22 protein-coding genes are annotated in these 23,259 nt (G+C 71.3%); 10 read left to right on the top strand and 12 right to left on the bottom strand.

What is annotated here, in order from left to right:
* Positions 1-286: 286 nt before the first annotated feature.
* Complete coding sequence (locus ADL29_RS20890; protein WP_053925118.1) at positions 287-1,063, top strand: glycosyltransferase family 2 protein; 777 nt, start codon at positions 287-289, stop codon at positions 1,061-1,063.
* A gap of 136 nt (positions 1,064-1,199) precedes the next feature.
* Here the strand turns inward: ADL29_RS20890 and ADL29_RS20885 are convergent, their stop codons facing one another.
* The 4 genes from ADL29_RS20885 to ADL29_RS20870 form a co-directional block, all read right to left on the bottom strand.
* Complete coding sequence (locus ADL29_RS20885; protein WP_053925117.1) at positions 1,200-2,327, bottom strand: GuaB3 family IMP dehydrogenase-related protein; 1,128 nt, start codon at positions 2,325-2,327, stop codon at positions 1,200-1,202.
* A 124-nt stretch (positions 2,328-2,451) separates the two neighbouring features.
* A complete protein-coding gene (gene guaB, locus ADL29_RS20880) occupies positions 2,452-3,954 on the bottom strand; it encodes an IMP dehydrogenase (RefSeq protein WP_053925116.1) in 1,503 nt (500 codons plus the stop codon).
* Positions 3,955-4,092: 138 nt separating this feature from the next.
* A complete protein-coding gene (locus ADL29_RS20875) occupies positions 4,093-4,668 on the bottom strand; it encodes a sigma-70 family RNA polymerase sigma factor (protein WP_046927482.1) in 576 nt (191 codons plus the stop codon).
* A gap of 360 nt (positions 4,669-5,028) precedes the next feature.
* Complete coding sequence (locus ADL29_RS20870) at positions 5,029-5,640, bottom strand: response regulator transcription factor (RefSeq protein WP_003948568.1); 612 nt, start codon at positions 5,638-5,640, stop codon at positions 5,029-5,031.
* A gap of 402 nt (positions 5,641-6,042) precedes the next feature.
* Here ADL29_RS20870 and ADL29_RS20865 point away from each other — a divergent pair, with 402 nt between their 5' ends.
* Entirely contained in the window at positions 6,043-6,378 is a 336-nt protein-coding gene (locus ADL29_RS20865; protein ID WP_046927481.1) for a WhiB family transcriptional regulator, read from the top strand.
* A 140-nt stretch (positions 6,379-6,518) separates the two neighbouring features.
* Here the strand turns inward: ADL29_RS20865 and ADL29_RS20860 are convergent, their stop codons facing one another.
* Positions 6,519-7,436 carry a LysR family transcriptional regulator gene (locus tag ADL29_RS20860; protein WP_053925115.1) on the bottom strand — a complete coding sequence of 306 codons (918 nt, stop codon included), beginning with the start codon at positions 7,434-7,436 and terminating at the stop codon, positions 6,519-6,521.
* A gap of 383 nt (positions 7,437-7,819) precedes the next feature.
* Here ADL29_RS20860 and ADL29_RS20855 point away from each other — a divergent pair, with 383 nt between their 5' ends.
* Both ADL29_RS20855 and ADL29_RS20850 read left to right on the top strand, forming a co-directional pair.
* Positions 7,820-8,482, top strand: a complete 663-nt coding sequence (locus tag ADL29_RS20855; protein WP_046927479.1) for an MOSC domain-containing protein — start codon at positions 7,820-7,822, stop codon at positions 8,480-8,482.
* A gap of 50 nt (positions 8,483-8,532) precedes the next feature.
* Complete coding sequence (locus tag ADL29_RS20850) at positions 8,533-9,306, top strand: SDR family NAD(P)-dependent oxidoreductase (RefSeq protein ID WP_053925114.1); 774 nt, start codon at positions 8,533-8,535, stop codon at positions 9,304-9,306.
* Positions 9,307-9,506: 200 nt separating this feature from the next.
* Here ADL29_RS20850 and ADL29_RS20845 read toward each other — a convergent pair whose 3' ends face one another.
* Entirely contained in the window at positions 9,507-11,426 is a 1,920-nt protein-coding gene (locus tag ADL29_RS20845; RefSeq protein WP_053925113.1) for a DUF2264 domain-containing protein, read from the bottom strand.
* Between the two features lie 98 nt (positions 11,427-11,524).
* Here ADL29_RS20845 and ADL29_RS20840 point away from each other — a divergent pair, with 98 nt between their 5' ends.
* Both ADL29_RS20840 and ADL29_RS20835 read left to right on the top strand, forming a co-directional pair.
* A complete protein-coding gene (locus tag ADL29_RS20840) occupies positions 11,525-12,583 on the top strand; it encodes a hydroxyacid dehydrogenase (RefSeq protein ID WP_078971160.1) in 1,059 nt (352 codons plus the stop codon).
* Positions 12,584-12,659: 76 nt separating this feature from the next.
* A complete protein-coding gene (locus ADL29_RS20835) occupies positions 12,660-13,352 on the top strand; it encodes an ester cyclase (RefSeq protein WP_053925112.1) in 693 nt (230 codons plus the stop codon).
* 147 nt (positions 13,353-13,499) lie between these two features.
* Here the strand turns inward: ADL29_RS20835 and groL are convergent, their stop codons facing one another.
* Both groL and groES read right to left on the bottom strand, forming a co-directional pair.
* On the bottom strand, positions 13,500-15,128 hold the full coding sequence (gene groL, locus ADL29_RS20830; RefSeq protein ID WP_046927476.1) for a chaperonin GroEL: 1,629 nt from the start codon (positions 15,126-15,128) through the stop codon (positions 13,500-13,502).
* Between the two features lie 137 nt (positions 15,129-15,265).
* The gene (groES, locus tag ADL29_RS20825; protein ID WP_019710502.1) at positions 15,266-15,574 is read right to left on the bottom strand and encodes a co-chaperone GroES; all 309 of its coding nucleotides are present in this window, start codon (positions 15,572-15,574) and stop codon (positions 15,266-15,268) included.
* A 413-nt stretch (positions 15,575-15,987) separates the two neighbouring features.
* On the opposite strand from groES, the gene ADL29_RS20820 reads away from it, so the two are divergent.
* Positions 15,988-17,358 carry an FtsW/RodA/SpoVE family cell cycle protein gene (locus tag ADL29_RS20820; protein WP_053925111.1) on the top strand — a complete coding sequence of 457 codons (1,371 nt, stop codon included), beginning with the start codon at positions 15,988-15,990 and terminating at the stop codon, positions 17,356-17,358.
* A gap of 21 nt (positions 17,359-17,379) precedes the next feature.
* Here ADL29_RS20820 and ADL29_RS20815 read toward each other — a convergent pair whose 3' ends face one another.
* Positions 17,380-18,267, bottom strand: coding sequence for a polysaccharide deacetylase family protein (locus ADL29_RS20815; RefSeq protein ID WP_053925110.1), 888 nt, complete (start codon positions 18,265-18,267; stop codon positions 17,380-17,382).
* 82 nt (positions 18,268-18,349) lie between these two features.
* Between ADL29_RS20815 and ADL29_RS20810 the strand changes: the two genes are divergently transcribed.
* Both ADL29_RS20810 and ADL29_RS20805 read left to right on the top strand, forming a co-directional pair.
* Complete coding sequence (locus ADL29_RS20810; protein ID WP_053925109.1) at positions 18,350-19,543, top strand: class I SAM-dependent methyltransferase; 1,194 nt, start codon at positions 18,350-18,352, stop codon at positions 19,541-19,543.
* Between the two features lie 19 nt (positions 19,544-19,562).
* On the top strand, positions 19,563-20,147 hold the full coding sequence (locus tag ADL29_RS20805; protein WP_053925108.1) for a Uma2 family endonuclease: 585 nt from the start codon (positions 19,563-19,565) through the stop codon (positions 20,145-20,147).
* Positions 20,148-20,157: 10 nt separating this feature from the next.
* On the opposite strand, the gene tsaD is transcribed toward ADL29_RS20805, so the two are convergent.
* The 3 genes from tsaD to tsaB are packed head-to-tail and all read right to left on the bottom strand — an operon-like array spanning position 20,158 to position 22,554.
* Positions 20,158-21,273, bottom strand: a complete 1,116-nt coding sequence (gene tsaD, locus ADL29_RS20800; RefSeq protein WP_053925107.1) for a tRNA (adenosine(37)-N6)-threonylcarbamoyltransferase complex transferase subunit TsaD — start codon at positions 21,271-21,273, stop codon at positions 20,158-20,160.
* Positions 21,266-21,820 carry a ribosomal protein S18-alanine N-acetyltransferase gene (rimI, locus tag ADL29_RS20795; protein ID WP_053925183.1) on the bottom strand — a complete coding sequence of 185 codons (555 nt, stop codon included), beginning with the start codon at positions 21,818-21,820 and terminating at the stop codon, positions 21,266-21,268. The genes tsaD and rimI overlap by 8 nt, the downstream gene beginning before the upstream one ends.
* A gap of 23 nt (positions 21,821-21,843) precedes the next feature.
* Positions 21,844-22,554, bottom strand: a complete 711-nt coding sequence (tsaB, locus tag ADL29_RS20790; protein WP_053925106.1) for a tRNA (adenosine(37)-N6)-threonylcarbamoyltransferase complex dimerization subunit type 1 TsaB — start codon at positions 22,552-22,554, stop codon at positions 21,844-21,846.
* 117 nt (positions 22,555-22,671) lie between these two features.
* Here tsaB and ADL29_RS20785 point away from each other — a divergent pair, with 117 nt between their 5' ends.
* On the top strand, positions 22,672-23,244 hold the full coding sequence (locus ADL29_RS20785) for a hypothetical protein (protein ID WP_053925105.1): 573 nt from the start codon (positions 22,672-22,674) through the stop codon (positions 23,242-23,244).
* Positions 23,245-23,259 lie beyond the last annotated feature (15 nt).

Here is a 23,259-nt window from a genome sequence, read left to right as displayed (position 1 = left end):
TTGCGCCTGGTCGCACGACCATCCCCCCTGCTGGTCAAGGCCGTCCAGGGTGCATAGGTACACACCGGTGGGGCTCGCCTGCGGGCGGTGGGGGTGGGTGGTGTCGCCGCTCACGGGCTACACCACACCTGTCGGGCCTTGCCCGGATCCCGCTCGGCCCCTCCGGCCGTATCGGCATCGGCACGCCCCCGAATTGGCAATGGAATTGACGTTCGGTCAGATCCATTGGCTCGATTACAGTGCTCGATTAAGGTCCGGTCGCCGGCCTGCGGAAAGGACTCCCCCCATGCCAAAAATCAGCATAATCACCCCTGTACACAACGGCGGCCATCATTACCTCGACGAGACCTACCAATCCCTGCAGGAGCAGAAGCTGCCAGGCGACTGGGAATGGCAATGGTGCATCCAGGAGGACGGTCATGCCGGGATCACCGCCGGCATCATTCCCGAGGATCCCAGGATCTCGATCGAATCCGGACTGCCGGCGCGCGCCGCGGTGGCACGAATGCACGGCCTCACACGTGCGACGGGTGAATTGATCCGGAATCTGGACGCCGACGACGTATTGCTGCCGGGAGCCCTCGAGCGCGACATCGAGACGTTGGAACGCGTTCCGTGGTGCGTATCCGCGTGCCTTGACCTCCACCAAGACGGCAGCACATCGCCGGGGCCGTACGACCCTCTGGGCGGCCCGGTCGAGCCCGGCAGGTTCTTCGACGAGGTGGTGGAACGTCGCCTGTCCGTGCAGACGACCACGTTCGCCGCGCACCGTCCCCTGGTGCTCGCACTCGGCGGTTGGCATGCGCTGACCGGCGCCGAAGGGATAGCCCTGCTGCTTGCCGCGGAGGTTGTCGCACCCGGTGAGTTCATCGCGGAACCGAGCATCCTCTACCGGAAGCACCCCGATCAGACCACCGCGACGGATTACTACTGGAACCCGACAGAGACAGCCACTCGAATAGAAGCGGGAATACAGCGCGCCCGGGCATTGCGGGAGACCGGTTGGACATGGTCGTGGGATCCCCTGCTCTCACGGGCCGCCGGAGCAGCGCGCCACACCTGAGCCGTAACCGAGAGGAATTCACGACACGCGTGACCGGCAGCCACGGTGGCACACCGTGGGTCACGCCAAAGGGCCCGGACCGCTCCCCGCGGTCCGGGCCCTTCAGCCATCAAAAACCGGCTCAGCGAAAACCGCCTCAGCGATTGTCGTGCTGCGAAGGCGCCACCGTGACCTCCACCCGCTGGAACTCCTTCAGCTCGGAGTACCCGGTGGTGGCCATCGCGCGGCGCAGCGCGCCGAAGAAGTTCATCGAGCCGTCCGGCGTGGTCGAGGGACCGCACAGGATCTCCTCGGTGGTGCCGACCGCGCCCAGGTCCATGCGCTTGCCGCGCGGGACGTCCTCGTGGACGGCCTCCATGCCCCAGTGGTGGCCGCGGCCGGGGGCGTCGGTGGCGCGGGCGAGGGGGGAGCCCATCATCACGGCGTCCGCGCCGCAGGCGATCGCCTTGGGGAGGTCGCCGGACCAGCCCACGCCGCCGTCGGCGATGACGTGGACGTAGCGGCCGCCGGACTCGTCCATGTAGTCGCGGCGGGCGGCGGCCACGTCCGCGACGGCCGTGGCCATCGGAACCTGGATGCCCAGGACGTTACGGGTGGTGTGCGCGGCGCCGCCGCCGAAGCCGACCAGCACACCGGCCGCGCCGGTGCGCATCAGGTGCAGGGCCGCGGTGTAGGTGGCGCAGCCGCCGACGATGACCGGGACGTCCAGCTCGTAGATGAACTGCTTGAGGTTCAGCGGTTCGGCGGCGGACGAGACGTGCTCGGCCGAGACCGTCGTGCCGCGGATGACGAAGATGTCGACGCCCGCGTCCACGACCGCCTTGGAGAACTGGGCGGTGCGCTGCGGGGAGAGCGCGGCGGCGGTGACGACGCCCGAGTCGCGCACCTCCTTGATGCGCTGCCCGATCAGCTCTTCCTTGATCGGTGCGGCGTAGATCTCCTGCAGCCGCTTGGTGGCCGCCTCGGGGTCGAGCTCCGCGATCTCCGCGAGCAGCGGCTCCGGGTCCTCGTACCGGGTCCACAGGCCCTCGAGGTTGAGGACGCCCAGGCCGCCCAGTTCGCCGATGCGGATGGCGGTCTGCGGTGAGACCACCGAGTCCATGGGAGCCGCCAGGAACGGCAGCTCGAAGCGGTAGGCGTCGATCTGCCAGGCGATCGAGACCTCCTTCGGGTCGCGGGTGCGGCGACTCGGTACGACGGCAATGTCGTCGAAGGCATACGCCCGGCGGCCGCGCTTGCCGCGTCCGATCTCGATCTCAGTCACTGTGATTGGCCCTTCCTACGGAATACGCCCCCCAGTATCCCTGACACGACGGGACCCGCGACCTCCCGGTCGCGGGTCCCTGAATTCCCTACGGCAATCCCTTACGGCGTCACCGCCGGATGATCTAGCCCCGTGCGTAGTTCGGCGCCTCGGTGATCATCTGCACGTCGTGGGGGTGGCTCTCCTTGAGGCCCGCGGTGGTGATGCGGACGAAGCGGCCCTTCTCCTTCAGCTCGGGGATGTCGGCGGAGCCGACGTAGCCCATGGAGGCGCGCAGGCCGCCGACGAGCTGGTGGGCGACCGAGGCCAGCGGGCCGCGGTAGGGGACCTGGCCCTCGATGCCCTCGGGGACGAGCTTGTCCTCGGACAGGACGTTGTCCTGGAAGTAGCGGTCCTTGGAGAAGGAGCGCGCCTGGCCGCGGGACTGCATCGCGCCCAGCGAGCCCATGCCGCGGTACGACTTGAACTGCTTGCCGTTGATGAAGACCATCTCGCCCGGCGACTCCTCGCAGCCGGCCAGCAGCGAGCCCAGCATGACGGTGTCCGCGCCGGCCGCGATGGCCTTGGCGATGTCGCCGGAGAACTGCAGGCCGCCGTCGCCGATCAGCGGGATGCCCGCGGCGTGCGCGGCCTGGGCGGCCTCGTAGATCGCGGTGACCTGCGGCACACCGACGCCGGCGACGACGCGGGTGGTACAGATGGAGCCGGGGCCGACGCCGACCTTGATGCCGTCCGCGCCCGCGTCGATCAGCGCCTGCGCGCCGTCGCGGGTGGCGACGTTGCCGCCGACGACGTCGACGGTGATGTTGGACTTGACCTTGGCGATCATGTCGAGGATGCCGCGGCTGTGGCCGTGCGCGCTGTCCACGACGAGGAAGTCGGCACCGGCCTCGACCAGCGCCTGCGCCCGGTCGTACGCCTCGCCGCCGACGCCCACCGCCGCGCCGACGACCAGCCGGCCCTCGGCGTCCTTGGCGGCGTTCGGGTACTTCTCGGCCTTGACGAAGTCCTTGACCGTGATCAGGCCCTTGAGCAGACCGTTGTCGTCGACCAGCGGCAGCTTCTCGATCTTGTGGCGGCGCAGCAGGTCGATGGCGTCGTCGCCGGAGATCCCGACCTTGCCGGTGACCAGCGGCATCGGCGTCATGACCTCGCGGACCTGACGGGCGCGGTCCATCTCGAAGGCCATGTCGCGGTTGGTGACGATGCCCAGCAGCTTGCCGGCGGCGTCGGTGACCGGCACGCCGCTGATGCGGAACTTGGCGCACAGCGCGTCGGCCTCGGCGAGCGAGGCGTCGGGGCGGACCGTGATCGGGTCGGTGACCATGCCGGACTCGGAGCGCTTGACCAGGTCGACCTGGTTGGCCTGGTCCTCGATGGAGAGGTTGCGGTGCAGGACGCCCGCACCGCCCTGACGCGCCATGGCGATGGCCATGCGCGCCTCGGTGACCTTGTCCATCGCGGCGGACAGCAGCGGGATGTTGACCGAGACGTTCCGCGAGACCCGGGAGGCGGTGTTCACCGTGTTCGGCAGCACCTCCGACGCACCGGGCAGCAGCAGGACATCGTCGTATGTCAGCCCGAGCATGGCGAATTTGGCGGGCATACCGTCGACGTTGTCACTCATGACACCTTCCCCAATGCTCTTGCCTCAGCGCGGACTCCCATGCTAACGGCCTGGAGGGGTGTCCGATTCCACGGCGGATGAGGGGCTCGTCACTTGTGGGTTCGTACGGCGAGATCGGGCCGTGACGGCGGATGCGGCCTACTGCTCGGCCAGGGCCCGCAGGCGGCTGAGCGCGCGGTGCTGGGCGACCCGTACCGCGCCGGGCGACATCCCCAGCATCTGCCCGGTCTCCTCGGCGGTGAGCCCGACGGCGACCCGCAGCAGGACGAGCTCGCGCTGGTTCTCCGGGAGATTCGCCAGCAGCTTCTTGGCCCATTCGGCGTCGCTGCTCAGCAGCGCCCGCTCCTCGGGGCCGAGGGAATCGTCGGGCTGCTCGGGCATCTCGTCGGAGGGCACGGCCGTACTGCCCGGATGCCGCATCGCGGCCCGCTGCAGGTCGGCGACCTTGTGGGCGGCGATGGCGAAAACGAACGCCTCGAAGGGCTTTCCGGTGTCGCGGTAGCGCGGCAGCGCGCAGAGCACCGCGACGCAGACCTCCTGCGCCAGGTCCTCGACGAAGTGCCGGGCGTCCCCCGGCAGCCGCGACAGCCTGGTGCGGCAGTAGCGCAGGGCGAGAGGGTGGACATGGGCCAGGAGGTCATGGGTGGCCCGCTGGTCCCCTTCTACGGCGCGTGCGACGAGATCGCCGATCTCCTGATTGCCGTCATCGCGCATCGGTCCATGGTGCCTTGGTGCCGGACGATCAGTGGCAGCACCCCCGTCGTTGTGCCCCGAACCGTTACGAGCCGTCGCGCTAGCACTCACGTTCCACGCCTCCCCCGTTCGGGTTGTACCCATACCGACCGCGATCCCTCGCCGGTAGCTTGTCTGCGTGCCGTACGGCGTCGGGCAGGGCTTGTCCGTCATGAGGTCTCTTCTGGCCGAGTGAGAAGCCCCGGCCTCCGCCGGGGAGGAGTCACACCTCAAGGATGCGGCATCCGGTGAGGTTTCGGCGCCGGGCGTCGTCGCGGCGGGGTTACGACGGTCGCCGCCCGGTCAGCGGGTGGGTGCCGTAACCCCGTTTGCACAGCGGATTCAGCGGACCAGTCCCCAGCGGAAACCGAGCGCCACCGCATGCGCGCGGTCCGAGGCGCCGAGCTTCTTGAACAGGCGCCGGGCGTGGGTCTTGACCGTGTCCTCGGACAGGAACAGCTCACGGCCGATCTCGGCGTTGGAGCGGCCGTGGCTCATGCCCTCCAGCACCTGGATCTCGCGCGCGGTCAGCGTCGGCGCGGCGCCCATCTCCGCGGACCGCAGCCGGCGCGGGGCGAGCCGCCACGTCGGGTCGGCCAGCGCCTGGGTCACCGTCGCCCGCAGCTCGGCGCGCGAGGCGTCCTTGTGCAGATAGCCGCGGGCACCGGCGGCGACCGCGAGCGCGACACCGTCGAGGTCCTCGGCCACCGTGAGCATGATGATCCGGGCGCCGGGGTCGGCGGACAGCAGCCGGCGCACGGTCTCGACACCGCCGAGACCGGGCATCCGTACGTCCATCAGAATCAGGTCCGAGCGATCGGCGCCCCAGCGGCGGAGGACTTCCTCGCCGTTGGCCGCGGTCGTCACACGCTCGACGCCGGGCACGGTCGCAACCGCCCGTCGGAGCGCCTCTCGGGCAAGCGGGGAGTCGTCGCAGACGAGGACGGATGTCATGGCCGTCCTCCGCAGCTGATGCGCGTCACCTTGAGCCTCCAGGCTGGTACGTATCGTCACCTGTGCGATTGACGGCCCTCGGACACTTGCCCGAGGACTACCTCTGTCAACCGCCTCCGCACACTCAACGACGGTCACTCGAAAGAGTTACGGCTTCGGTGACCGTCTTCAGCACGCTCCGTAAGGAGCCGGATACGCAGACGGCATCGTGGGCGACCGGCATCCGCGCGTGCACCCTATGCCCTATTTGGCTCCCTTGCTTCCATTTTTGTGGAGTCTGCGACTAGATTCGCAATGAGTCATATTTACATCTGCTTCGACAGTAGATGTACGACCTTGAGTGGCCTTGAGTGCGGACTTGAGCACCGAGCCCGAATCAGCATCGCTTCGAGGGGACAAGCCATGGCAGATTTCTCCCGCCTCCCGGGCCCGAACGCAGACCTCTGGGACTGGCAGCTCCTCGCCGCCTGCCGCGGCGTGGACAGTTCGCTCTTCTTCCACCCGGAAGGCGAGCGCGGAGCGGCCCGCAGCGCGCGTGAGACATCGGCGAAGGAGGTCTGCATGCGCTGCCCGGTGCGGGCCGAGTGCGCGGCGCATGCCCTGGCGGTCCGCGAGCCCTACGGGGTCTGGGGCGGACTCACCGAGGACGAACGCGAAGAACTCATGGGCCGGGCCCGGCACCGGCTGATCCCGGCGACGTCACTGACCGCCGGACAGGCAGGCATGGGCGGCACCTGACCGTCCAGAGCGGATCATTTTCGAGGAAACGTTTCTGCAGAGACTGGGGCCCACGGACCGGGGCCCTTCCGCCGGTGCGGTCCACCGCACCTGTCGCACCCGTACGGCCGGTCCGGGCCCTTCAGCGCCCGTCCGCCGCTTCAGCGTCCGCGCCCCGCGGCGTCCACCAGCTGATCGAGCATCGCCCCGACCGCCGGAACCCGCGCCAGATCCGGCAGCGTGAGCGCGACGATCTCCCGGTGCACGGCCGGCTCCATCCGCACGGTCGTCGCCCCCTTGGGACGTACCGACTCCAGCGTCAGCTCGGGCAGTGCGGCGACGCCCAGACCCGCGCCCACCAGGCCGATCACCGCCGGATAGTCGTCCGTCGCGAAATCGATACGGGGGGTGAAGCCCGCGCTCTCGCAGACCTCGACGAGATGCCGGCGGCAGCGCGGGCAGCCCGCGATCCACGGTTCACCAGCCAGTTCTGCGAACCCCGCCGACTCCGCCCCGGCCAGCCGGTGGCCGTCCGGCACCAGCCCCGTCAGGCGGTCCTTGAGGATCGGCCGGACCACCAGGTCGTCCCACTCCGCGCCGGCCGCCGGGTCCGCGCCCCGCACCTCCGGGTAGCGGAAGGCCAGCGCGATCTCGCAGTCGCCGTTGCGCAGCATCTCGATCGAGCGGGGCGGCTCGGCCTCGACCAGCGAGACCCGGGTGCCGGGATGTGCGGCGCGCATCTTGGCCAGCGCGGTCGGCACCAGCGTCGAGCTGCCGGACGGGAACGACACCAGCCGCACCCGCCCCGCGCGCAGCCCGGCGATGGCCGCGACCTCCTCCTCGGCGGCGGTGAGGCCCGCCAGGATGCCGACGGCGTGCCGGACGAGCGCCTCGCCCGCCTGCGTCAGCCGCGTTTCACGGCCCGTACGGACCAGAAGGGGGGTGCCGGTGGCCTGTTCCAGGGCCTTCATCTGCTGGCTTACGGCGGGCTGGGTGCAGCCCAGTTCGCGCGCGGCGGCGGAGAAGGAACCGGTTCTGGCGACGGCGCGCAGCACGCGGAGATGGCGGGCCTCGATCATGCCTCAAGCATAAGCGAATCTTGGAGAGATCGTGAAAAAGCGACTGGGTTCTTTGGGTGGTGTGGTAAACGGTGGTGCGGGGGCGGCTTCCGGTTGCGCGCGCTGTGCGCGGCGGTGCGCCGGCGGGCTCCCCGTCGTCTGGCGACTGGGGTGGTGGGCCACACGGCGGCTGGGGTGGCGCTCGGGGTGGCGGCTCGCGCGGTGGTCCGCGCGGTGGTGGTGGCGTCTCGGGTGGTCATGGGGCATCCGGCGGCGGCGCTTCCGGTGGCCATGGGCCATGCATCGTCGGCATCGCTTCGGGCGGAGCAGTCGGCGGCGCCTTCTGCGGCGCCATGGCTTAGCGTGACGAGAGTGAGCACGACCTGGCGGCCCGGGAGCCCGATATGCAGCTGCTGACCGTGAATCTGGGGCGGGCCGCGCCGTCCGCCCATACGTCGACCGGGGGCACGGGCATCGACAAACGGCCGGCGGACGGCCCCGTGGCGGTCGCGGCCCCCGGCCCCAAGGGCGTCGGGGCGAGCGGGCTCGACGGCGACACGGTGGTCAATCTGCGCCACCACGGCGGCAACGACCAGGCCGTCTACGCCTACGCCCGCGAGGACCTGGACGACTGGGAGCGGGAGCTGGGCCGGCAGCTGGCCAACGGGGCGTTCGGCGAGAACCTCACCACGCTCGGCGTCGAGATCAGCGGCGCCCGGATCGGCGAACGCTGGCGGGTCGGGCCGCGGCTGCTGCTGGAGGTGTCCTCGCCGCGTATCCCGTGCCGGACGTTCCAGGAGTGGCTCGGGGAGCACGGCTGGATCAAGCGGTTCACCCAGGCGGCGGTGCCCGGCGCGTATCTGCGGGTGCTGGAGCCGGGCGAGATCCGCGCGGGTGATGCCGTCCAGGTGGTGCACCGGCCCGCGCACGAGGTGACCGTCGCGCTGATGTTCCGGGCCCTGACGACGCGGCCGGAGCTGCTGCCGCGGCTGCTGGAGGCGGGGGCGGCGCTGCATCCGGAGGCGCGGGCCAAGGCGCTGAAGCGGGCAGGGGACGAAGGGAACTGAGCGGCCGTTCGGGGTGGGAGGCCGCCTGCCGGGGCGGATAGCGTTCCGGTATGACGACTGCATTGATCACAGGAGCGACGGCGGGCATCGGGGCGGCGTTCGCCCGGCGGCTGGCGGGTGACGGCCACAACGTGGTGCTGGTGGCCCGCGATGAGAAGCGGCTGCGCGAACAGGCCACCGAACTGCACGACCGGCACGGCATCGAGGCGGAGGTACTGGTCGCCGACCTGGCGACCGAGGACGGCATCGCGGCCGTCGAGGCGCGGCTCGGCGAGTCGAAGCACCCGGTGGACGTACTGGTCAACAACGCGGGCTTCGGCAACAAGGGCGAGTACCTCGAAGTGCCGATGGCCGACGAGCTGAAGATGCTGAAGGTGCACTGCGAGGCGGTGCTGCGGCTGACCTCGACGGCGGTACGGGGGATGCGGGAGCGCCGGCGGGGTGCGGTGGTCAATGTGGCGTCGGTGGCGGCCTTTGTGCCGCGCGGTACGTACGGGGCGAGCAAGGCGTGGGTGGTGCAGTTCACGCAGGGGGCGGCGCGGGATCTGGCGGGCAGCGGGGTGCGGCTGATGGCGCTGTGCCCGGGGTTCGTACGGACCGAGTTCCATCAGCGGGCCGGGATGGGGACGGACAACATCCCCTCGTGGATGTGGCTGGACGCGGACAAGCTGGTGGATGCGGCGATGAAGGATCTGCTGCGAGGGAAGTCGCTGTCCATTCCCGACCCGCGGTACAAGGCGCTGATGGGGGCGGTGAAGCTGGCGCCTCGTGGTGTGCTGGGCGGCCTGTCCTCTCGGACCGGCCGCAAATACGGGCCGCGCTAGGCGGCTCGCTGCGCTTTGCCGGAACCCCACGTTGTCGGCTTTCCCGCCGTAGGGCTACTCGCCGTCGCGCCTGCGGCGGGGCCGTCCGCTGCGCTTAGCCCGGGCCCCACGTTGTCGTCTGCGGCGCCACGGTTCTTCTCGCCGTTGCGCCTGCGGCGGGCCCGTCCGCTGCGCGGGGCTGTTCGGCAGCGGCGCCGGGCTTACACGGCTCCGCCGCTACAGCCCGGCGCCTCCCGTGGGAGGTGGGGGAAAGACAGGTGGGTGCTGGTGCCGTCGTGCCAGGTGATGTGGATCGTGGTGCCTGTGATGGTGGTCGTGGCCAGTTCGCTTACGGGTGCGGGAGTTGGGTCGTCCGTCAGGGATGCCAGGGAGAGGAAGAGGGTGCCCCGGGGGTCTGATGTGGTGGTGCCCTCCAGGGCGGCTGTGTGGGTGGCGGGAGCGAAGAGGGTGCTTCCCGCCGGGGTTGTGCGGGGTGGGTGGGTGTAGCCCCGTACGGGGTGGAGCTGGGCAGTGGGGCCGTCGGGGGTGGTGGCCCAGCCGGTTTGGCGTACGGGGGTGCCGGGTGGGGCGCCGGTTACCAGGTGGGCGCGGACTTCGGTGCGGCCGTGGGCGGCGGTGGCGGACAGGATCCGGATTCCGGGGAGTTCGGCGCCGTCGGGGTGGTGCGGGGTGTGGGCGGAGGCCGCCCAGTCGGCGCCCGAGCTGTGCGGGACGGCGGGGCCGCGGGTGGTGGGGCGGCCGTCGATGAGCAGGGCGAAGTGGTTGTCGTCGGGCTCCCCTGCGGTCGGTCCCGTGCGGGTGGAGTAGGCGTAGCGGGCGTAGTACGGGTCGGGGGCGGGGCGGGTGCCGTTGCTGCCGTGGTTGTGGACGCGGACCAGGCCGTCGGAGGCGGTGGAGTGGAGGAGCAGACCGGTGGGGCCGAGGGGTTTGACGGTGTCCTTGGTTTCGGCGGGGAGGGGCTCTTCGGGGGACGTCCAGGCCGGGTGGCCGGGGGGCAGGAGCAGGCCGAGGAATCCCTTGGACGCCCAGTAGGGGGAAGCGGGGCCCGAGTAGGTCTGGAGCATGGGGGCGTAGGGGCCGTACCAGCCGAGGGGCAGCAGGCCGTGTGCGGTGACGGCGCCGCGGTCGAGGAAGTGCCGCAGTGTGCCGGAGGCCAGGCGGCGGGTGGCGCCGGGGGTGAGCGGGGTGTGGCCGGTGAGGGCGCCCAGCCAGGGGGCGGCGGTGGCGGCGAAGCGGTAGGTGAGGGAGCGGCCGAAGGGCAGCGGGGCGCCGTTGGCGTCGAACAGGCGGGTGTAGTCGGCCAGTTGGGCGTGCAGGCGGGTCCCGTAGGCGGTCAGGAGGGCGCGGTCGGCGGCGAGATGGGCGTGCAGGACGGGGTAGAAGTGCAGGGCCCAGGCGTTGTAGTGGTCGAAGGCGCGGTTGTCGCCGTCGGAGTACCAGCCGTCGCCCAGGTACCAGTCCTCGATACGGGTCAGTGCACGGTCGATGGCGGCCTGGGCGCGTACGGGCTCGATGCCCGCGTCCTGGAGGAACCCGGCGACGGTGAGGCCGAAGAGCCACCAGTTGTTGTCCACGGGGGACGGGGTGAGCGCGGGCAGCAGCCAGTCGGCGAGGCGGGTGCGGACCCGGTCGTCGAGGGTGTCCCAGAGCCAGGGGCGGGTCAGGCGCAGGCCCAGCGCGAGGGAGGCGGCTTCCACGCGGGCCTGCCGGGTGGTGTGGATGCGGGGCCAGGAGTCGGGGAGGGCGGTGTGCAACTCCCGCTCCGTGGTGGGGTTCCGGGGGCCTTCGGTCAGGCCTTCGGCGTAGCGGGGCAGGTGGCCCTGGGGGTCGGCGCCGTCGCTGCCGGCGACGCGGAGGGCGGCCAGCAGGAAGGTGCGGGCGAAGCCTTCGAGGGCGTCCGAGCGGGGGCCGGAGGAGCTGGGGCGGCCGCCGGGGAGGGCGATCAGGGCGTGGTGCGGTGAGGCGTACGGGACCGTGGCGCGCAGCAGGGCGTCGGCCGTGGCCTCCCAGTGGGCGCGGGTCCAGCCGGTGTACGGGCTGCGGGCGCGGTCCTCGGGCGGGAGCGGGAAGGGGTGTCCCGCGCCGGCGGTCCGCGCATCCTGCGGCGATGTGCTGTCCATGCCGTGCTCCTGTGCCATGTGTGGATCCAGGCCGGTCGATGGTGCGTTGTCACCCCCTCGGACGTCTCGTTCCTCCCCGCGAGGGGCACTCACTCACTATGCACGCGACCGCCGACACCCCGTCCGGGCCTGTGGACAACCCGCCGGCTCCGCCCGCCCTGCTGCTGTCGATGGGCCCCGGTGTCGCCGACCGGCTCCTGACCGGCCGCCACCGCGCCCGCCTCGTGGCCCTCGCCCGTACCGACCCGCATCTCGTCGCGCACGAGCTGGCCGACCCGACGCCCGCGGTCGGATCCGCCCTGGCAGCGGCCGAGGTCCTCCTCACCTGCTGGGGCGCCCCGCCGCTGACCGCCCATGTCCTCGACGCGGCCCCCCGGCTGCGTGCCGTCATCCATGCCGCCGGCTCCGTCAAACACCACATCACCGACGCCTGCTGGCAGCGCGGCATCGCCGTCACCTCGGCCGCCGCCGCCAATGCGCTGCCGGTCGCCGAATACACCCTCGCCGCGATCCTCTTCGCCAACAAACGCGTTCTGCACACCGCCCACCGCTACCGCACCCTGCGCGCCCCGCACGACTGGCAGCACGAGCTGACCGGCGCCGGCAACCACGGCCGCACCGTCGGCGTCATCGGCGCCTCCCGTATCGGCCGCCGCGTCATCGAGCTCCTCCGCCCCTTCGACCTGCGGGTCCTCCTCCACGACCCGTACGTCGCCCCCGCCGAGGCCGTCCGCCTGGGTGTCACCCCGGTGCCCCTCGGCGCCCTCTGCGCCGACAGCGACGTCGTCACCGTCCACGCCCCCGAACTGCCCGCCACCCGCCACCTGCTCGGTGCCCCGGAGCTGGCCCTGATGCCGGACGGCGCCACCCTCATCAACACCGCCCGCGGCTCTCTCGTGGACGAACCAGCCCTCCTCGCCGAGCTGCTGACGGGCCGCCTGAACGCCGTCCTCGACGTCACCGAACCCGACCTCCCGCCGCCCGCCTCCCCGTTGTACGAGCTCCCCAACGTCCTGCTGACGCCGCACATCGCCGGCTCCCTCGGCGGCGAGCTCCACCGGATGGCCGACCTGGCGCTGGACGAACTGGAGCGCTACGTCCACGGCCGGCCCTTCGCGGACCCGGTGCACCGGGGAACCCAGCACCGTTCGGCATGATCACGCCGAGCGTCACATTCCCCACTAAGCTGGGCATAACAATGCATATATCGCGCCGAGCTGCCAGGGAGGCGCCATGAAATTCGTACAGATAATCGACTACAAGACCGGGCGGCCCGAGGGCATGAACGCGCTCATGGACAAATGGGTCGAGCAGACCAAGGGCAAGCGGACCGCCACCCACAGCCTCATCGGCAAGGACCGCTCCGATGCGTCCCACTACGTCGAGATCGTCGAATTCCCCTCGCACGAAGAGGCGGTGAAGAACTCCCGGCTGCCGGAGACCGACCGGATCTTCCAGGAGATGGTGGCGCTCTGCGACGGGATGCCGTCGTTCACCGACCTCGATGTCATCCGGGACGAACAGCTGAACACCGCAACCGCCCGCCGGTTCTTCCACGAGATCGCGGTCGGGGGCAATCTCCAGGCCGTCGACGAGGTGTTCGCGGCCGACTACCGGGACCACGACGTCATCAAGGAGGAGGAGACCGTGGTCGGGTCCGACGTCATGCGGCAGGACGTCACCTCCTGGCGGGCCGCCTTCGACTTCACCTTCGACCTGGAGAGCCAGATCGCCGAGGGCGACGACGTGGTGACGCGCTGGACCTGGACCGGCACGCACAAGGGCGCGTTCATGGACGTCCAGCCGACCGGCAAGGTGTGCACCATGACCGGCATCACGACCTTCCGGTTCCGCGACGGAAAGATCCAGGAAGGCTGGTGGCACTACGACGTCCTGGGCCTGATGCGGCAACTGGGCGCGCTCTGACCGGACCGTCCGGCCGAGCCGGATGGCCAAGCGGGAGGACAAGCGGGAGCCCAGGCAAAAGGCCCCCGTTCCCGTCGTTCACGAACGGGAACAGGGGCCCTTCTGCTCGTTACGCAGCCGACGGCACGGCTACGCGGCGGTCAGGCGTCAGTGCGCGTGGCCGTGACCGTGGCCGTGACCGGCCTCGCCGTCCTCTTCTTCCTTCTTCTCGACGACCAGGGTCTCGGTCGTCAGGAGGAGGGAGGCGATGGAGGCGGCGTTCTCCAGGGCGGAGCGGGTGACCTTGACCGGGTCGATGACGCCGGCCTTGACCAGGTCGCCGTACTCGCCGGTGGCGGCGTTGAAGCCCTGGCCCTTGTCCTGCTCGGCGACCTTCGCGGTGATGACGTAGCCCTCGAGGCCGGCGTTCTCGGCGATCCAGCGCAGCGGCTCGACGGCGGCGCGGCGGACGACGGCGACACCGGTGGCCTCGTCGCCCTCCTTGCCGAGGTTGCCCTCGAGCACCTTGACGGCGTGGACCAGCGCGGAGCCACCACCGGAGACGATGCCCTCCTCGACCGCGGCGCGGGTCGCGGAGATGGCGTCCTCCAGACGGTGCTTCTTCTCCTTGAGCTCGACCTCGGTGGCCGCACCCACGCGGATGACGCAGACGCCGCCGGCGAGCTTGGCGAGGCGCTCCTGGAGCTTCTCGCGGTCCCAGTCGGAGTCGGTGGTCTCGATCTCGGACTTGATCTGGGCGACGCGGCCGGCGACGTCGTCGCTGTTGCCGCCGCCGTCGACGATGGTGGTGTCGTCCTTGGTGACGGTCACGCGGCGGGCGGTGCCCAGCACGTCCAGACCGGCCTGGTCGAGCTTGAGGCCGACCTCCTCGGCGATGACGGTGGCACCGGTGAGGGTGGCCATGTCGCCGAGCATCGCCTTGCGGCGGTCACCGAAGCCGGGGGCCTTGACGGCCACGGCGTTGAAGGTGCCACGGATCTTGTTGACGACCAGGGTGGAGAGCGCCTCGCCCTCGACATCCTCGGCGATGATCAGCAGCGGCTTGGAGCCACCCGCCTGGATGACCTTCTCCAGCAGCGGCAGCAGGTCCTGGATGGAGGCGATCTTGCCCTGGTGGATCAGGATGTACGGGTCCTCGAGGACGGCCTCCATCCGCTCCTGGTCGGTGACCATGTACGGCGAGAGGTAGCCCTTGTCGAAGGCCATGCCCTCGGTGAAGTCCAGCTCCAGACCGAAGGTGTTGGACTCCTCGACGGTGATGACACCGTCCTTGCCGACCTTGTCCATCGCCTCGGCGATGAGCTCGCCGACCTGCTTGTCCTGGGCGGACAGGGCGGCGACGGCAGCGATGTCCGACTTGGAGTCGATCGGGCGGGAGCTCGCCAGCAGCTCGTCGGAGACGGCCTTGACGGCCGCGTCGATGCCCTTCTTCAGGGCGGCCGGGGAGGCGCCCGCGGCGACGTTGCGCAGGCCCTCGCGGACCAGCGCCTGGGCCAGCACGGTGGCGGTGGTGGTGCCGTCACCCGCAATGTCGTTGGTCTTGGTCGCCACCTCCTTGACGAGCTGGGCGCCCAGGTTCTCGTACGGGTCCTCGACCTCGACCTCGCGCGCGATGGTGACACCGTCGTTGGTGATCGTCGGGGCGCCGAACTTCTTGTCGATGACGACGTTGCGGCCCTTGGGGCCGATCGTCACCTTGACCGTGTCGGCCAGCTTGTTGACGCCGCGCTCGAGGGCGCGACGGGCGTCCTCGTCGAACTTCAGGATCTTCGCCATGGGTTGCTTCAAGTCCTCTCATTGCGATCGTCGGCCTCGCCGCCGTGACCGCTATCGCTCATACGAACTGCGCCCCTGCCCCGGGTCGGTGAGAACGCGGGAACCAGGGGCGCAGATCAAGGCAAAACGTGGGTGAATTACTTCTCGACGATCGCGAGAACGTCGCGAGCCGAGAGGACGAGGTACTCCTCGCCGCTGTACTTCACCTCGGTGCCGCCGTACTTGCTGTAGAGCACGACGTCGCCAACGCTGACGTCGAGCGGAAGACGGTTGCCGTCCTCGAAGCGGCCCGGACCCACGGCCAGGACGACGCCCTCCTGGGGCTTCTCCTTCGCGGTGTCCGGAATGACCAGGCCCGAAGCCGTGGTCTGCTCGGCGTCGAGCGGCTGGACCACGATGCGGTCCTCGAGCGGCTTGATGGCAACCTTGGAGCTGGCGGTCGTCACGATCCGACCTCCCCCTTCGGAGATCTCACGGGGTTAACTGTCTGAGGTGGCGACCAGGTGGATCCGTCGTCGCGGGTGCCGGACCTGCCCGTTCGCGCATAGTTGGCACTCACCGGTGGAGAGTGCCAACGCCGAGACTATGACGCGGTTAGCACTCGGTCAAGCGGAGTGCCAATCGAGGTCGCGGCCTGTCGTCCGCGCGGCGACGCCCTGCCGCCGCCGGGGGCAGGAATTCGGACACACCCCTCACACCCGTCGCAACCCTGCGCACCGCTCCCTCGTCTCCTTTCCCGGACCGAAGGCCCCGGTGGGAGGGCCCGGACGGACAGAACGACGGAGGACTCGTGCGCGAACCGACCAGCGCTTCCCGGGCGTCACGGAGACGGCAGCGGGAGAGCGACGTCGAGCGCACGATGACGTTCGCCGCCCTCGCCCGCGCTCCCGACCGCCGCCGGACCGAGGCCTGGCTGCTCGCCCTCGTCGTCCCGATCGCCGTCTTCGGCTATGTCTGCACCGGACTGTCGATGACCGGCCGGCTGCCGTCCGGTCTGGCCGTGTTCACCGCCGTCATGCTGTCCGTCGCCTGGCTGCCGCACCTGGTCCTGCGCCGCTTCGCGGACCGCGCCGATCCGCTGATCCTGCCGCTGACGACGCTGCTGACCGGGCTCGGCCTGGTGCTGCTGAGCCGGCTGGACATCACCTACGCCGCCACCCCCCGGCTCAAGATTCCGCAGGCGGCCCCCGGGCAGCTGATGTGGACCGGGATCGGGGTGGCGGTCTGCATCGGGGTGCTGATCCTGCTGCGCGACCACCGGCGGCTGCAGCGCTACCTCTATCTGACGATGGCGGTCGCGCTGGTGCTGCTGATGGCGCCGGCGTTCTTCCCCGGCGACACCTTCGGCGCCAAGCGCTGGATCTTCCTCGGGCCGCTGTCGCTCCAGCCCGGCGAGTTCGTCAAGATCGCGATCGCGGTGTTCTTCGCCGGCTATCTGACGGTCAACCGCAATGCCCTGGCGCTGACCGGCCGGCGCGTCCTGGGCGTCCAGCTGCCGCCGGGGCGCCAGCTCGGGCCGATCGTCACCATCTGGGCCGTCAGCCTGCTGGTGCTGGTATTCGAGCGGGACCTGGGCACCTCGCTGATCTTCTTCGGCGTGTTCGTGATCATGCTGTACGTGGCGACCGAGCGCACCAGCTGGGTGCTGTGCGGGCTCCTGCTGGCCGTGGTGGGCGCGGGGACGGTGGGATCCCTCGAGCCGCATGTCCACGGCCGGGTCACCGCCTGGCTGGACCCCATGTTCGCGTTCACCAAGGAGGGCGAGAAGGCCGGGGCGTCGCAGCAGCTGGGGGAGGCGCTCTTCAGCTTCGGCTCCGGAGGCATCACCGGCACGGGGCTGGGTCAGGGCCGGCCCGAAATAGTCGGCTTCGCCGGCAACAGCGACTTCATCCTCACCACCGTCGGCGAGGAGCTGGGCCTGGCCGGGGTGATGGTCGTGGTGATGCTCTACGCGCTGCTCGCCCAGCGGGGCCTGCGGGTGGGCCTGACCTCCCGCGACCCGTTCGGCAAACTGCTGGCGGTCGGACTCTCCAGCGCGCTGGTGCTCCAGGTCTTCGTCGTCTCCGGCGGCGTCACCGGCCTGATCCCGCTCACCGGCAAGGCGCTTCCGTTCCTCGCCAAGGGCGGCTCGTCGCTCGTCGCGAACTGGGTGATGGTGGGGCTGCTGCTGCGGATCAGCGACACCGCCCAGCGCCGCCGCGAGCCGGTGGGCCCGCGGCCCCGGACGTAGCCCCGCGGACCGCGCGGCACGCTACGCGTAGTCCTCCAGCCGGGCGATGGCGAAGCCCTGCTGCTGGGCCGCGCGCAGCGCCGCGAGGGTCGCGGTCACCGCCCCGTGCCGGTCCCGGCGGAGGTCGAAGCGGACCAGGACGATGTCGCCGGGTTGCAGCCGGTGGTCCCGGGCGTGATAGGCCATCCGGCCGGGGGACGCCTCCTCGTTCCACAGCGGTACGACCTTGACGCCGCAGGCGGCGGCCATCCGCAGGGTGTCCAGGGTGTAGGCGCCGAGCGGCGGCCGGAACAGCTGCGGCCGCTGCCCCGTCTCGCGCCGCAGGGCGTCCTGCTGCCCGCAGATCGCCGCGCGCTGCGGCCCCGCACCGCCCAGCCGCGGCAGGGCGCGCCGGTGCCAGGTGGGGAACACGCTGTAGGGCACGTCGAGTTCGCGCATCATCCGGACGAACTCCGGGTCCTTCGCCGCGGCGTCGTCGACCGTCAGGAAGACCACCTTGGCGCGGGTCGGCACCCGGGTGATCACCGCCGGCAGCCCCTTGCCACGGCCCCGGGCGAGCCGCGGCTCGGTGGTCAGGAACGGCTTGAAGGCCGGCGGCTGCGGCACGCTGAGCGGCGCCCCGGCCAGCCCGTACTGGCGGCCCGCGGTCACCTGGCGCACATGCGCGTCCACCATCCTCAGGGCCTGGGAGTGCAGCGCGCGGGCATCGGGCGCTGCGACGGCCGGCCCGGCGGCCGGTACGTTGTCCAGCAGGTCCTCGCCGCGCACCGCACCACAGCCGGCGGCCAGCAGTCCGAGTACGGAGAGGGCCGCCAGGCCCCGAGCCCCGGCGGCGGCCCCCGCGGCCTCGGCCCCGGTCGTGCCCTCGCCGCGCACCCGGCCGGATCGGAAAAATCTGACAATCTGCATAACCCGGATCTTGGCAGTGCGCCCCGCCCGCACCGCGGCGCCACAACCCGCCACGCCGGTGCGGTCAGCCGACTGGCCCACAATGGGGCAGGTGACCGACCTCGACACCTTCACCGCCCTGCTCACCCCCGAGGGGCAGGAGCTGCTGGCCGCACTGCGGGACCACGATCCGGCCGACGACCTGGCCGCCGCGACCCGGCTGCGCCGTACCCACCCCGCGCCCCTGGTGTCGGCCGCCCTCGGGCAGGCCCGGCTGCGGCAGCGCGCGGTGGCGAAGTTCGGGGACGACGCCCGGCGGATGTACTTCACGCCGAACGGCGTCGAGCAGTCCACCCGCGCCACCGTGGCCGCCCACCGCGCCGCCCGGCTCGCCGCGCTCGGCGTCCGTACGCTGGCCGACCTCTGCTCCGGCATCGGCGGCGACGCCCTCGCCCTGGCCCGCGCCGGCATCTCCGTCCTCGCCGTCGACCGCGACCCGCTGGCCTGCGCCGCCGCCCGCGCCAACGCCGAGGCGCTGGGGCTGGCCGGTCTGATCGAGGTGCGCTGCGCGGATGTGACGGAGGTGGACACGGCCGGGTTCGACGCGGTGTTCGTGGATCCGGCGCGGCGGAGCACGGGCCGGGGCGGCCGCATCTTCGATCCCGAGGCGTACTCGCCGCCGCTGTCCTGGGCCGTGGAGGCGGCCCGTAAGGCCCCGTACGCGGCGCTGAAGATCGCGCCCGGCGTGCCGCACGAGGCGCTGCCGGAGGACGCCGAGACGGAGTGGATCTCCGACGGGGGCGATGTGAAGGAGGCGGTGGTCTGGTTCGGCGCCGCCTTCACGCCCGGCGGCCGCCGCGCGACCCTGCTCCCCGGCGGCGCCTCACTGCCCGGCGCCGGCCTGCCCGACCCCGAGCCGGGCTCGGTCGGCCGCTGGCTGTACGAGCCGGACGGCGCCGTGATCCGGGCCCACCTGGTGGCCGATGTCGCCCGGCAGATCGGCGGCCGGCTGATCGACCCGACGATCGCGTACCTCACGGCCGACGAGCTGACCGCGACCCCGTACGCCACCGCCTACGAGATCACCGACGTCCTGCCCTTCAACGTCAAGAAGCTGCGGGCGCTGCTGCGGGAACGCGGGATCGGCATCGCGGAGATCAAGAAACGGGGGTCGGCGGTCTCACCGGAGGAACTGCGCAAGAAGCTCCGCCTCGAAGGGGTGAACTCCTGCACGATCATCCTCACGCGGGTGGCGGGAAAGCCCAGCATGCTGTTGGGCAGGCCGGTACGAGGGTAGTCACGCGAGGGAGCCAGAGATGACCGGCGAGTACGTCACCGAGTGGGAAGACCCGGCCGATCTGCTGGTCGCGCTGGAGAAGGCGTACGGAATTCCGGTTCGTGCCGAGTACGTCGAGGAGCACCCGGTCCTCCTGCCACCCCGCGAAGACAGCCATGACCACTGCGCGTCGGAGCTCGCCTTCCAACTGCACAATGCGGGCGTACGGCCAGGAAAGGGCAACGGCTATCGCATCGGATCACCAGGAGACTGGTCGGGTGCGCTGGTCATCCCCGACTTCTCCGTGCTGCGCCGCGAGCCCACCGCGGCGGACGAGGCTCGCTACCAAGCTCACGAGGGCTGGTACCCGGTCGATCTGCTCGGCCTCGTCGGCGAGGTCACCTCGTCCCTCCACGAGATCGACTCCGGGCCCAAGTACCGGGCCTACGCATCCGCCGGAGTACCGGTCTATGCACTGATCCACCGTCAGGCCGGCAAGGCGTACGCCTTCTCCCATCCTGCGGCGGGTGAGTACACCACCGAAGTCGAGGTGGAGATCGGCCACACCCTGCCCCTCCCCACCCCCTACCCGGCCCTGGAGACCGCCTTCATGGTGGAGAGCTGAGCCCATCCCCTCAGGAGTACAGGTTCCGCTTGCTCAGCTCATGAACGTGGTCATGGGTGTGCCCGTGCCCGTGCCCGGTGTCCTCCCCCGGCACATGCGGCTCCGTCACCGGCAGCGACGAGTCCGCCGAGAGCCCCCAGTCCGACGCCGGACGGTTGCGGGCCACCATCTCCGCGCCCAGGGCCGCGACCATCGCCCCGTTGTCGGTGCACAGCTTGGGCCGCGGCACCCGCAGCGTGATCCCGGCGTCCTCGCAGCGCCGTTCGGCCAGGGCCCGCAGGCGGGAGTTGGCCGCGACCCCACCGCCGATCATCAGGTGGTCGACGCCGTTGTCCTTGCAGGCCCGCACGGCCTTGCGGGTCAGCACATCCACCACGGCCTCCTGGAAGGACGCCGAGACATCCGCCACCGGGACGTCCTCGCCGGCAGCCCGCTTGGCCTCGATCCAGCGCGCAACCGCCGTCTTCAGGCCGGAGAAGGAGAAGTCGTAGACCGGGTCGCGGGGGCCGGTCAGCCCGCGCGGGAAGCGGATCGCGTCCGGGTTGCCCTCCCTGGCGTAGCGGTCGATGACCGGGCCGCCCGGGAAGCCGAGGTTCAGCACCCGCGCGATCTTGTCGAACGCCTCGCCCGCCGCGTCGTCGATGGTCGAGCCCAGGGGGCGTACGTCCGAGGTGATGTCGGGGGCGAGGAGGAGGGAGGAGTGGCCGCCGGAGACCAGCAGGGCCATGGTCGGCTCCGGGAGCGGCCCGTGTTCCAGCTGGTCGACGCAGATGTGCGAGGCCAGGTGGTTGACGCCGTAGAGCGGCTTGCCCAGGGCGTAGGCGTATGCCTTCGCGGCCGAGACACCGACCAGAAGGGCGCCCGCGAGGCCGGGGCCCGCGGTGACCGCGATGCCGTCGAGGTCGCTCGCCGCCACCCCGGCGTCCTTCAGGGCGCGCTGGATGGTGGGGACCATCGCCTCCAGGTGCGCCCGCGAGGCGACCTCGGGGACGACGCCGCCGAAGCGGGCGTGTTCGTCGACGCTGGAGGCAACCGCGTCGGCCAGCAGCGTGTGGCCGCGGACGATGCCGACTCCGGTCTCGTCGCAGGAGGTCTCGATGCCGAGGACGAGCGGTTCGTCAGCCATGGGTCGGGTTTCCTTGCGTTCCGTGGACGGGAGATGCGGGTGATGCGGAGGGCTCCGCGGATGCGGACGGCTCGGCGGATGCGGACGGCTCGGCGGATTCGGTGGTCGGGCGCATGACCAGACGCATGACCAGGGCGTCGACATTGCCCGGCTGGTAGTAGCCGCGCCGGAAGCCGATCGGCTCGAAGCCGAAGCGCTCGTACAGGCGCTGCGCGCGGAGGTTGTCGACCCGTACCTCCAGCAGCACCTCGCGGCATTCGAAGGCGGTGGCGGCCGAGAGCAGTTCGGTCAGCAGCCGGGCGCCCAGGCCGGTGCCCCACTGGTCGCGGGCGGTGGCGATGGTCTGGATGTCGCCGGTGGCGTCGATGGCGCACAGGCCGCCGTAGCCGACGACACGGCCGTCCCGTTCGGCGACGAGATAGCGGCGGGTGGCACCCGCGCCGCGCGCGTGGGCCAGCTCGGACCAGAACATCCCCGCCGACCAGGCGTCCTCGGGGAACAGCTCGCGCTCCAGCGCCAGCACCGGCTCGATGTCCCACCAGCGCATCTCGCGCAGTACGACCTGGTCCGTCACCGCGGGGTGACCACCTTGTAGTTGGCCGGGACCTGGGCGTCGGGGCGGCGCAGATACAGCGGCTGCGGGGGCAGGAACTCCTCGCCGGCCGCGAGCTTTCCGGCGGCCAGTGCGGCGAGCGCGGCCGCGGACTGGTGCTCGGGGCCCTCGCGCCGTACGCCGGTGAAGACCGTGTCGTAGAGCAGTGCGCCCGCGCCCACCGAGGGCACCCCGGCCACCTGGCCGGCGATGTCGGCGGGGCGGTCGACGGCAGGTTCGGTCAGCCGCGTAATCAAGCGGGGCGCGGCGGAGCCGCTCGTTGAGGGGCGGTGGTCGGGCGACGGGCGGGCCTCGTAGCGCGCCCAGTAGACCTCCTTGCGGCGGGCGTCCGTCGCCACCACGAAGGGCTCCTCCAGGCCGGCGGCATACGCGATGCCGTCCAGCGAGCACAGGCCGTGCACCGGGACGCCGAGGACGGAGCCGAAGGTCGCCGCCGTGACGAGCCCCACACGCAGTCCGGTGTACGGGCCGGGCCCGACGCCGACCACGATGTCGCTGACCGCGTCGAGCTTGCGGCCGGCCTCGGCCAGCACCCGGTCGACGGCGGGGAGCAGCAGCTCGCCGTGCCGTCGGGCGTCCACCTGGCGGGACTCGGCGAGGACGCGCGAACCGTCGTGCAGGGCGACGGTGACGGCGGGGGTGGCGGTGTCAAGAGCTAGCAGCAGCACGCCTTAAGCCTACGGCCCGGGCGGCGGGGGTCGGCGCCTCGGCCGGTGGTGCCCGTCGCGGTGCTAACGTCGGCCCATAAGTATGCCCGGCGGCAGAAACGGAAAGGTGGCACAGCGGTGCCCGCTAAGAGCAGCACGATCGTCACCGCTCTCACCGCGGCCGCCCTGGTCGCGGTCGGCGTGCTCGGCTACCAGGCCTCGGCGTCCGCCCCGGACCGTCTGACGGCCCGCGGCGAGAGCCACCACGGCAAGCGCGCCGCGCACCACAGCCCTCCCGCGAAGAAGGACCGGACACCGCGCCCCGCCGCCGTCCCGGCGGCCTCCGGCACCGGCAAGCGGGTCGTCTACGCGCTGGGCGCCAAGCGGGTCTGGCTGGTGGATGCGCAGGGCAAGGCGCTGCGGACGTATCAGGTCACGCCGAGCACGGTGAGCCCGGCGGCGGGCAGCTACCAGGTCACCCAGCGCTCCGTGAGTCTGACCGGCTCCGACGGCCTGGCGATCGAGCATGTGGTGCTGTTCGCCAAGACCGAGGGCGTGGTGATCGGTTTCAGCGCGGCGGTCGACGGCTCCACGCCCAAGCCGGGCCCTGGTGCGGCGAAGAAGACCGGCGGTGTGCGGGAGTCCCGGGCCGACGGCAAGGCGATGTGGGACTTCGCGCTGGTCGGCACCAAGGTCGTCGTGGTCGCCTGACGGCCGTCAGGTCCG

Origin of the sequence: Streptomyces chattanoogensis (assembly GCF_001294335.1) — a bacterium.
In the GTDB taxonomy this organism is placed as follows: Bacteria; Actinomycetota; Actinomycetes; order Streptomycetales; family Streptomycetaceae; genus Streptomyces; species Streptomyces chattanoogensis.
The sequence above is the reverse complement of the archived record's forward strand: the minus strand, read 5'-3'. Positions and strand labels throughout refer to the sequence as shown.

Coding starts and splice junctions, on each gene's coding strand:
- ADL29_RS20850 (WP_053925114.1), top strand. CDS start 8,533: ATGACGACTGCATTGATCACAGGAGCGACGGCGGGCATCGGGGCGGCG.
- ADL29_RS20835 (WP_053925112.1), top strand. CDS start 12,660: ATGAAATTCGTACAGATAATCGACTACAAGACCGGGCGGCCCGAGGGC.
- ADL29_RS20875 (WP_046927482.1), bottom strand. CDS start 4,668: ATGCGCGATGACGGCAATCAGGAGATCGGCGATCTCGTCGCACGCGCC.
- ADL29_RS20870 (WP_003948568.1), bottom strand. CDS start 5,640: ATGACATCCGTCCTCGTCTGCGACGACTCCCCGCTTGCCCGAGAGGCG.
- tsaD (WP_053925107.1), bottom strand. CDS start 21,273: ATGGCTGACGAACCGCTCGTCCTCGGCATCGAGACCTCCTGCGACGAG.
- ADL29_RS20810 (WP_053925109.1), top strand. CDS start 18,350: ATGGGGCAGGTGACCGACCTCGACACCTTCACCGCCCTGCTCACCCCC.
- ADL29_RS20865 (WP_046927481.1), top strand. CDS start 6,043: ATGGCAGATTTCTCCCGCCTCCCGGGCCCGAACGCAGACCTCTGGGAC.
- guaB (WP_053925116.1), bottom strand. CDS start 3,954: ATGAGTGACAACGTCGACGGTATGCCCGCCAAATTCGCCATGCTCGGG.
- ADL29_RS20815 (WP_053925110.1), bottom strand. CDS start 18,267: ATGCAGATTGTCAGATTTTTCCGATCCGGCCGGGTGCGCGGCGAGGGC.
- ADL29_RS20805 (WP_053925108.1), top strand. CDS start 19,563: ATGACCGGCGAGTACGTCACCGAGTGGGAAGACCCGGCCGATCTGCTG.
- ADL29_RS20890 (WP_053925118.1), top strand. CDS start 287: ATGCCAAAAATCAGCATAATCACCCCTGTACACAACGGCGGCCATCAT.
- ADL29_RS20845 (WP_053925113.1), bottom strand. CDS start 11,426: ATGGACAGCACATCGCCGCAGGATGCGCGGACCGCCGGCGCGGGACAC.
- ADL29_RS20840 (WP_078971160.1), top strand. CDS start 11,525: ATGCACGCGACCGCCGACACCCCGTCCGGGCCTGTGGACAACCCGCCG.
- groL (WP_046927476.1), bottom strand. CDS start 15,128: ATGGCGAAGATCCTGAAGTTCGACGAGGACGCCCGTCGCGCCCTCGAG.
- ADL29_RS20855 (WP_046927479.1), top strand. CDS start 7,820: ATGCAGCTGCTGACCGTGAATCTGGGGCGGGCCGCGCCGTCCGCCCAT.
- ADL29_RS20820 (WP_053925111.1), top strand. CDS start 15,988: ATGACGTTCGCCGCCCTCGCCCGCGCTCCCGACCGCCGCCGGACCGAG.
- rimI (WP_053925183.1), bottom strand. CDS start 21,820: ATGCGCTGGTGGGACATCGAGCCGGTGCTGGCGCTGGAGCGCGAGCTG.
- ADL29_RS20860 (WP_053925115.1), bottom strand. CDS start 7,436: ATGATCGAGGCCCGCCATCTCCGCGTGCTGCGCGCCGTCGCCAGAACC.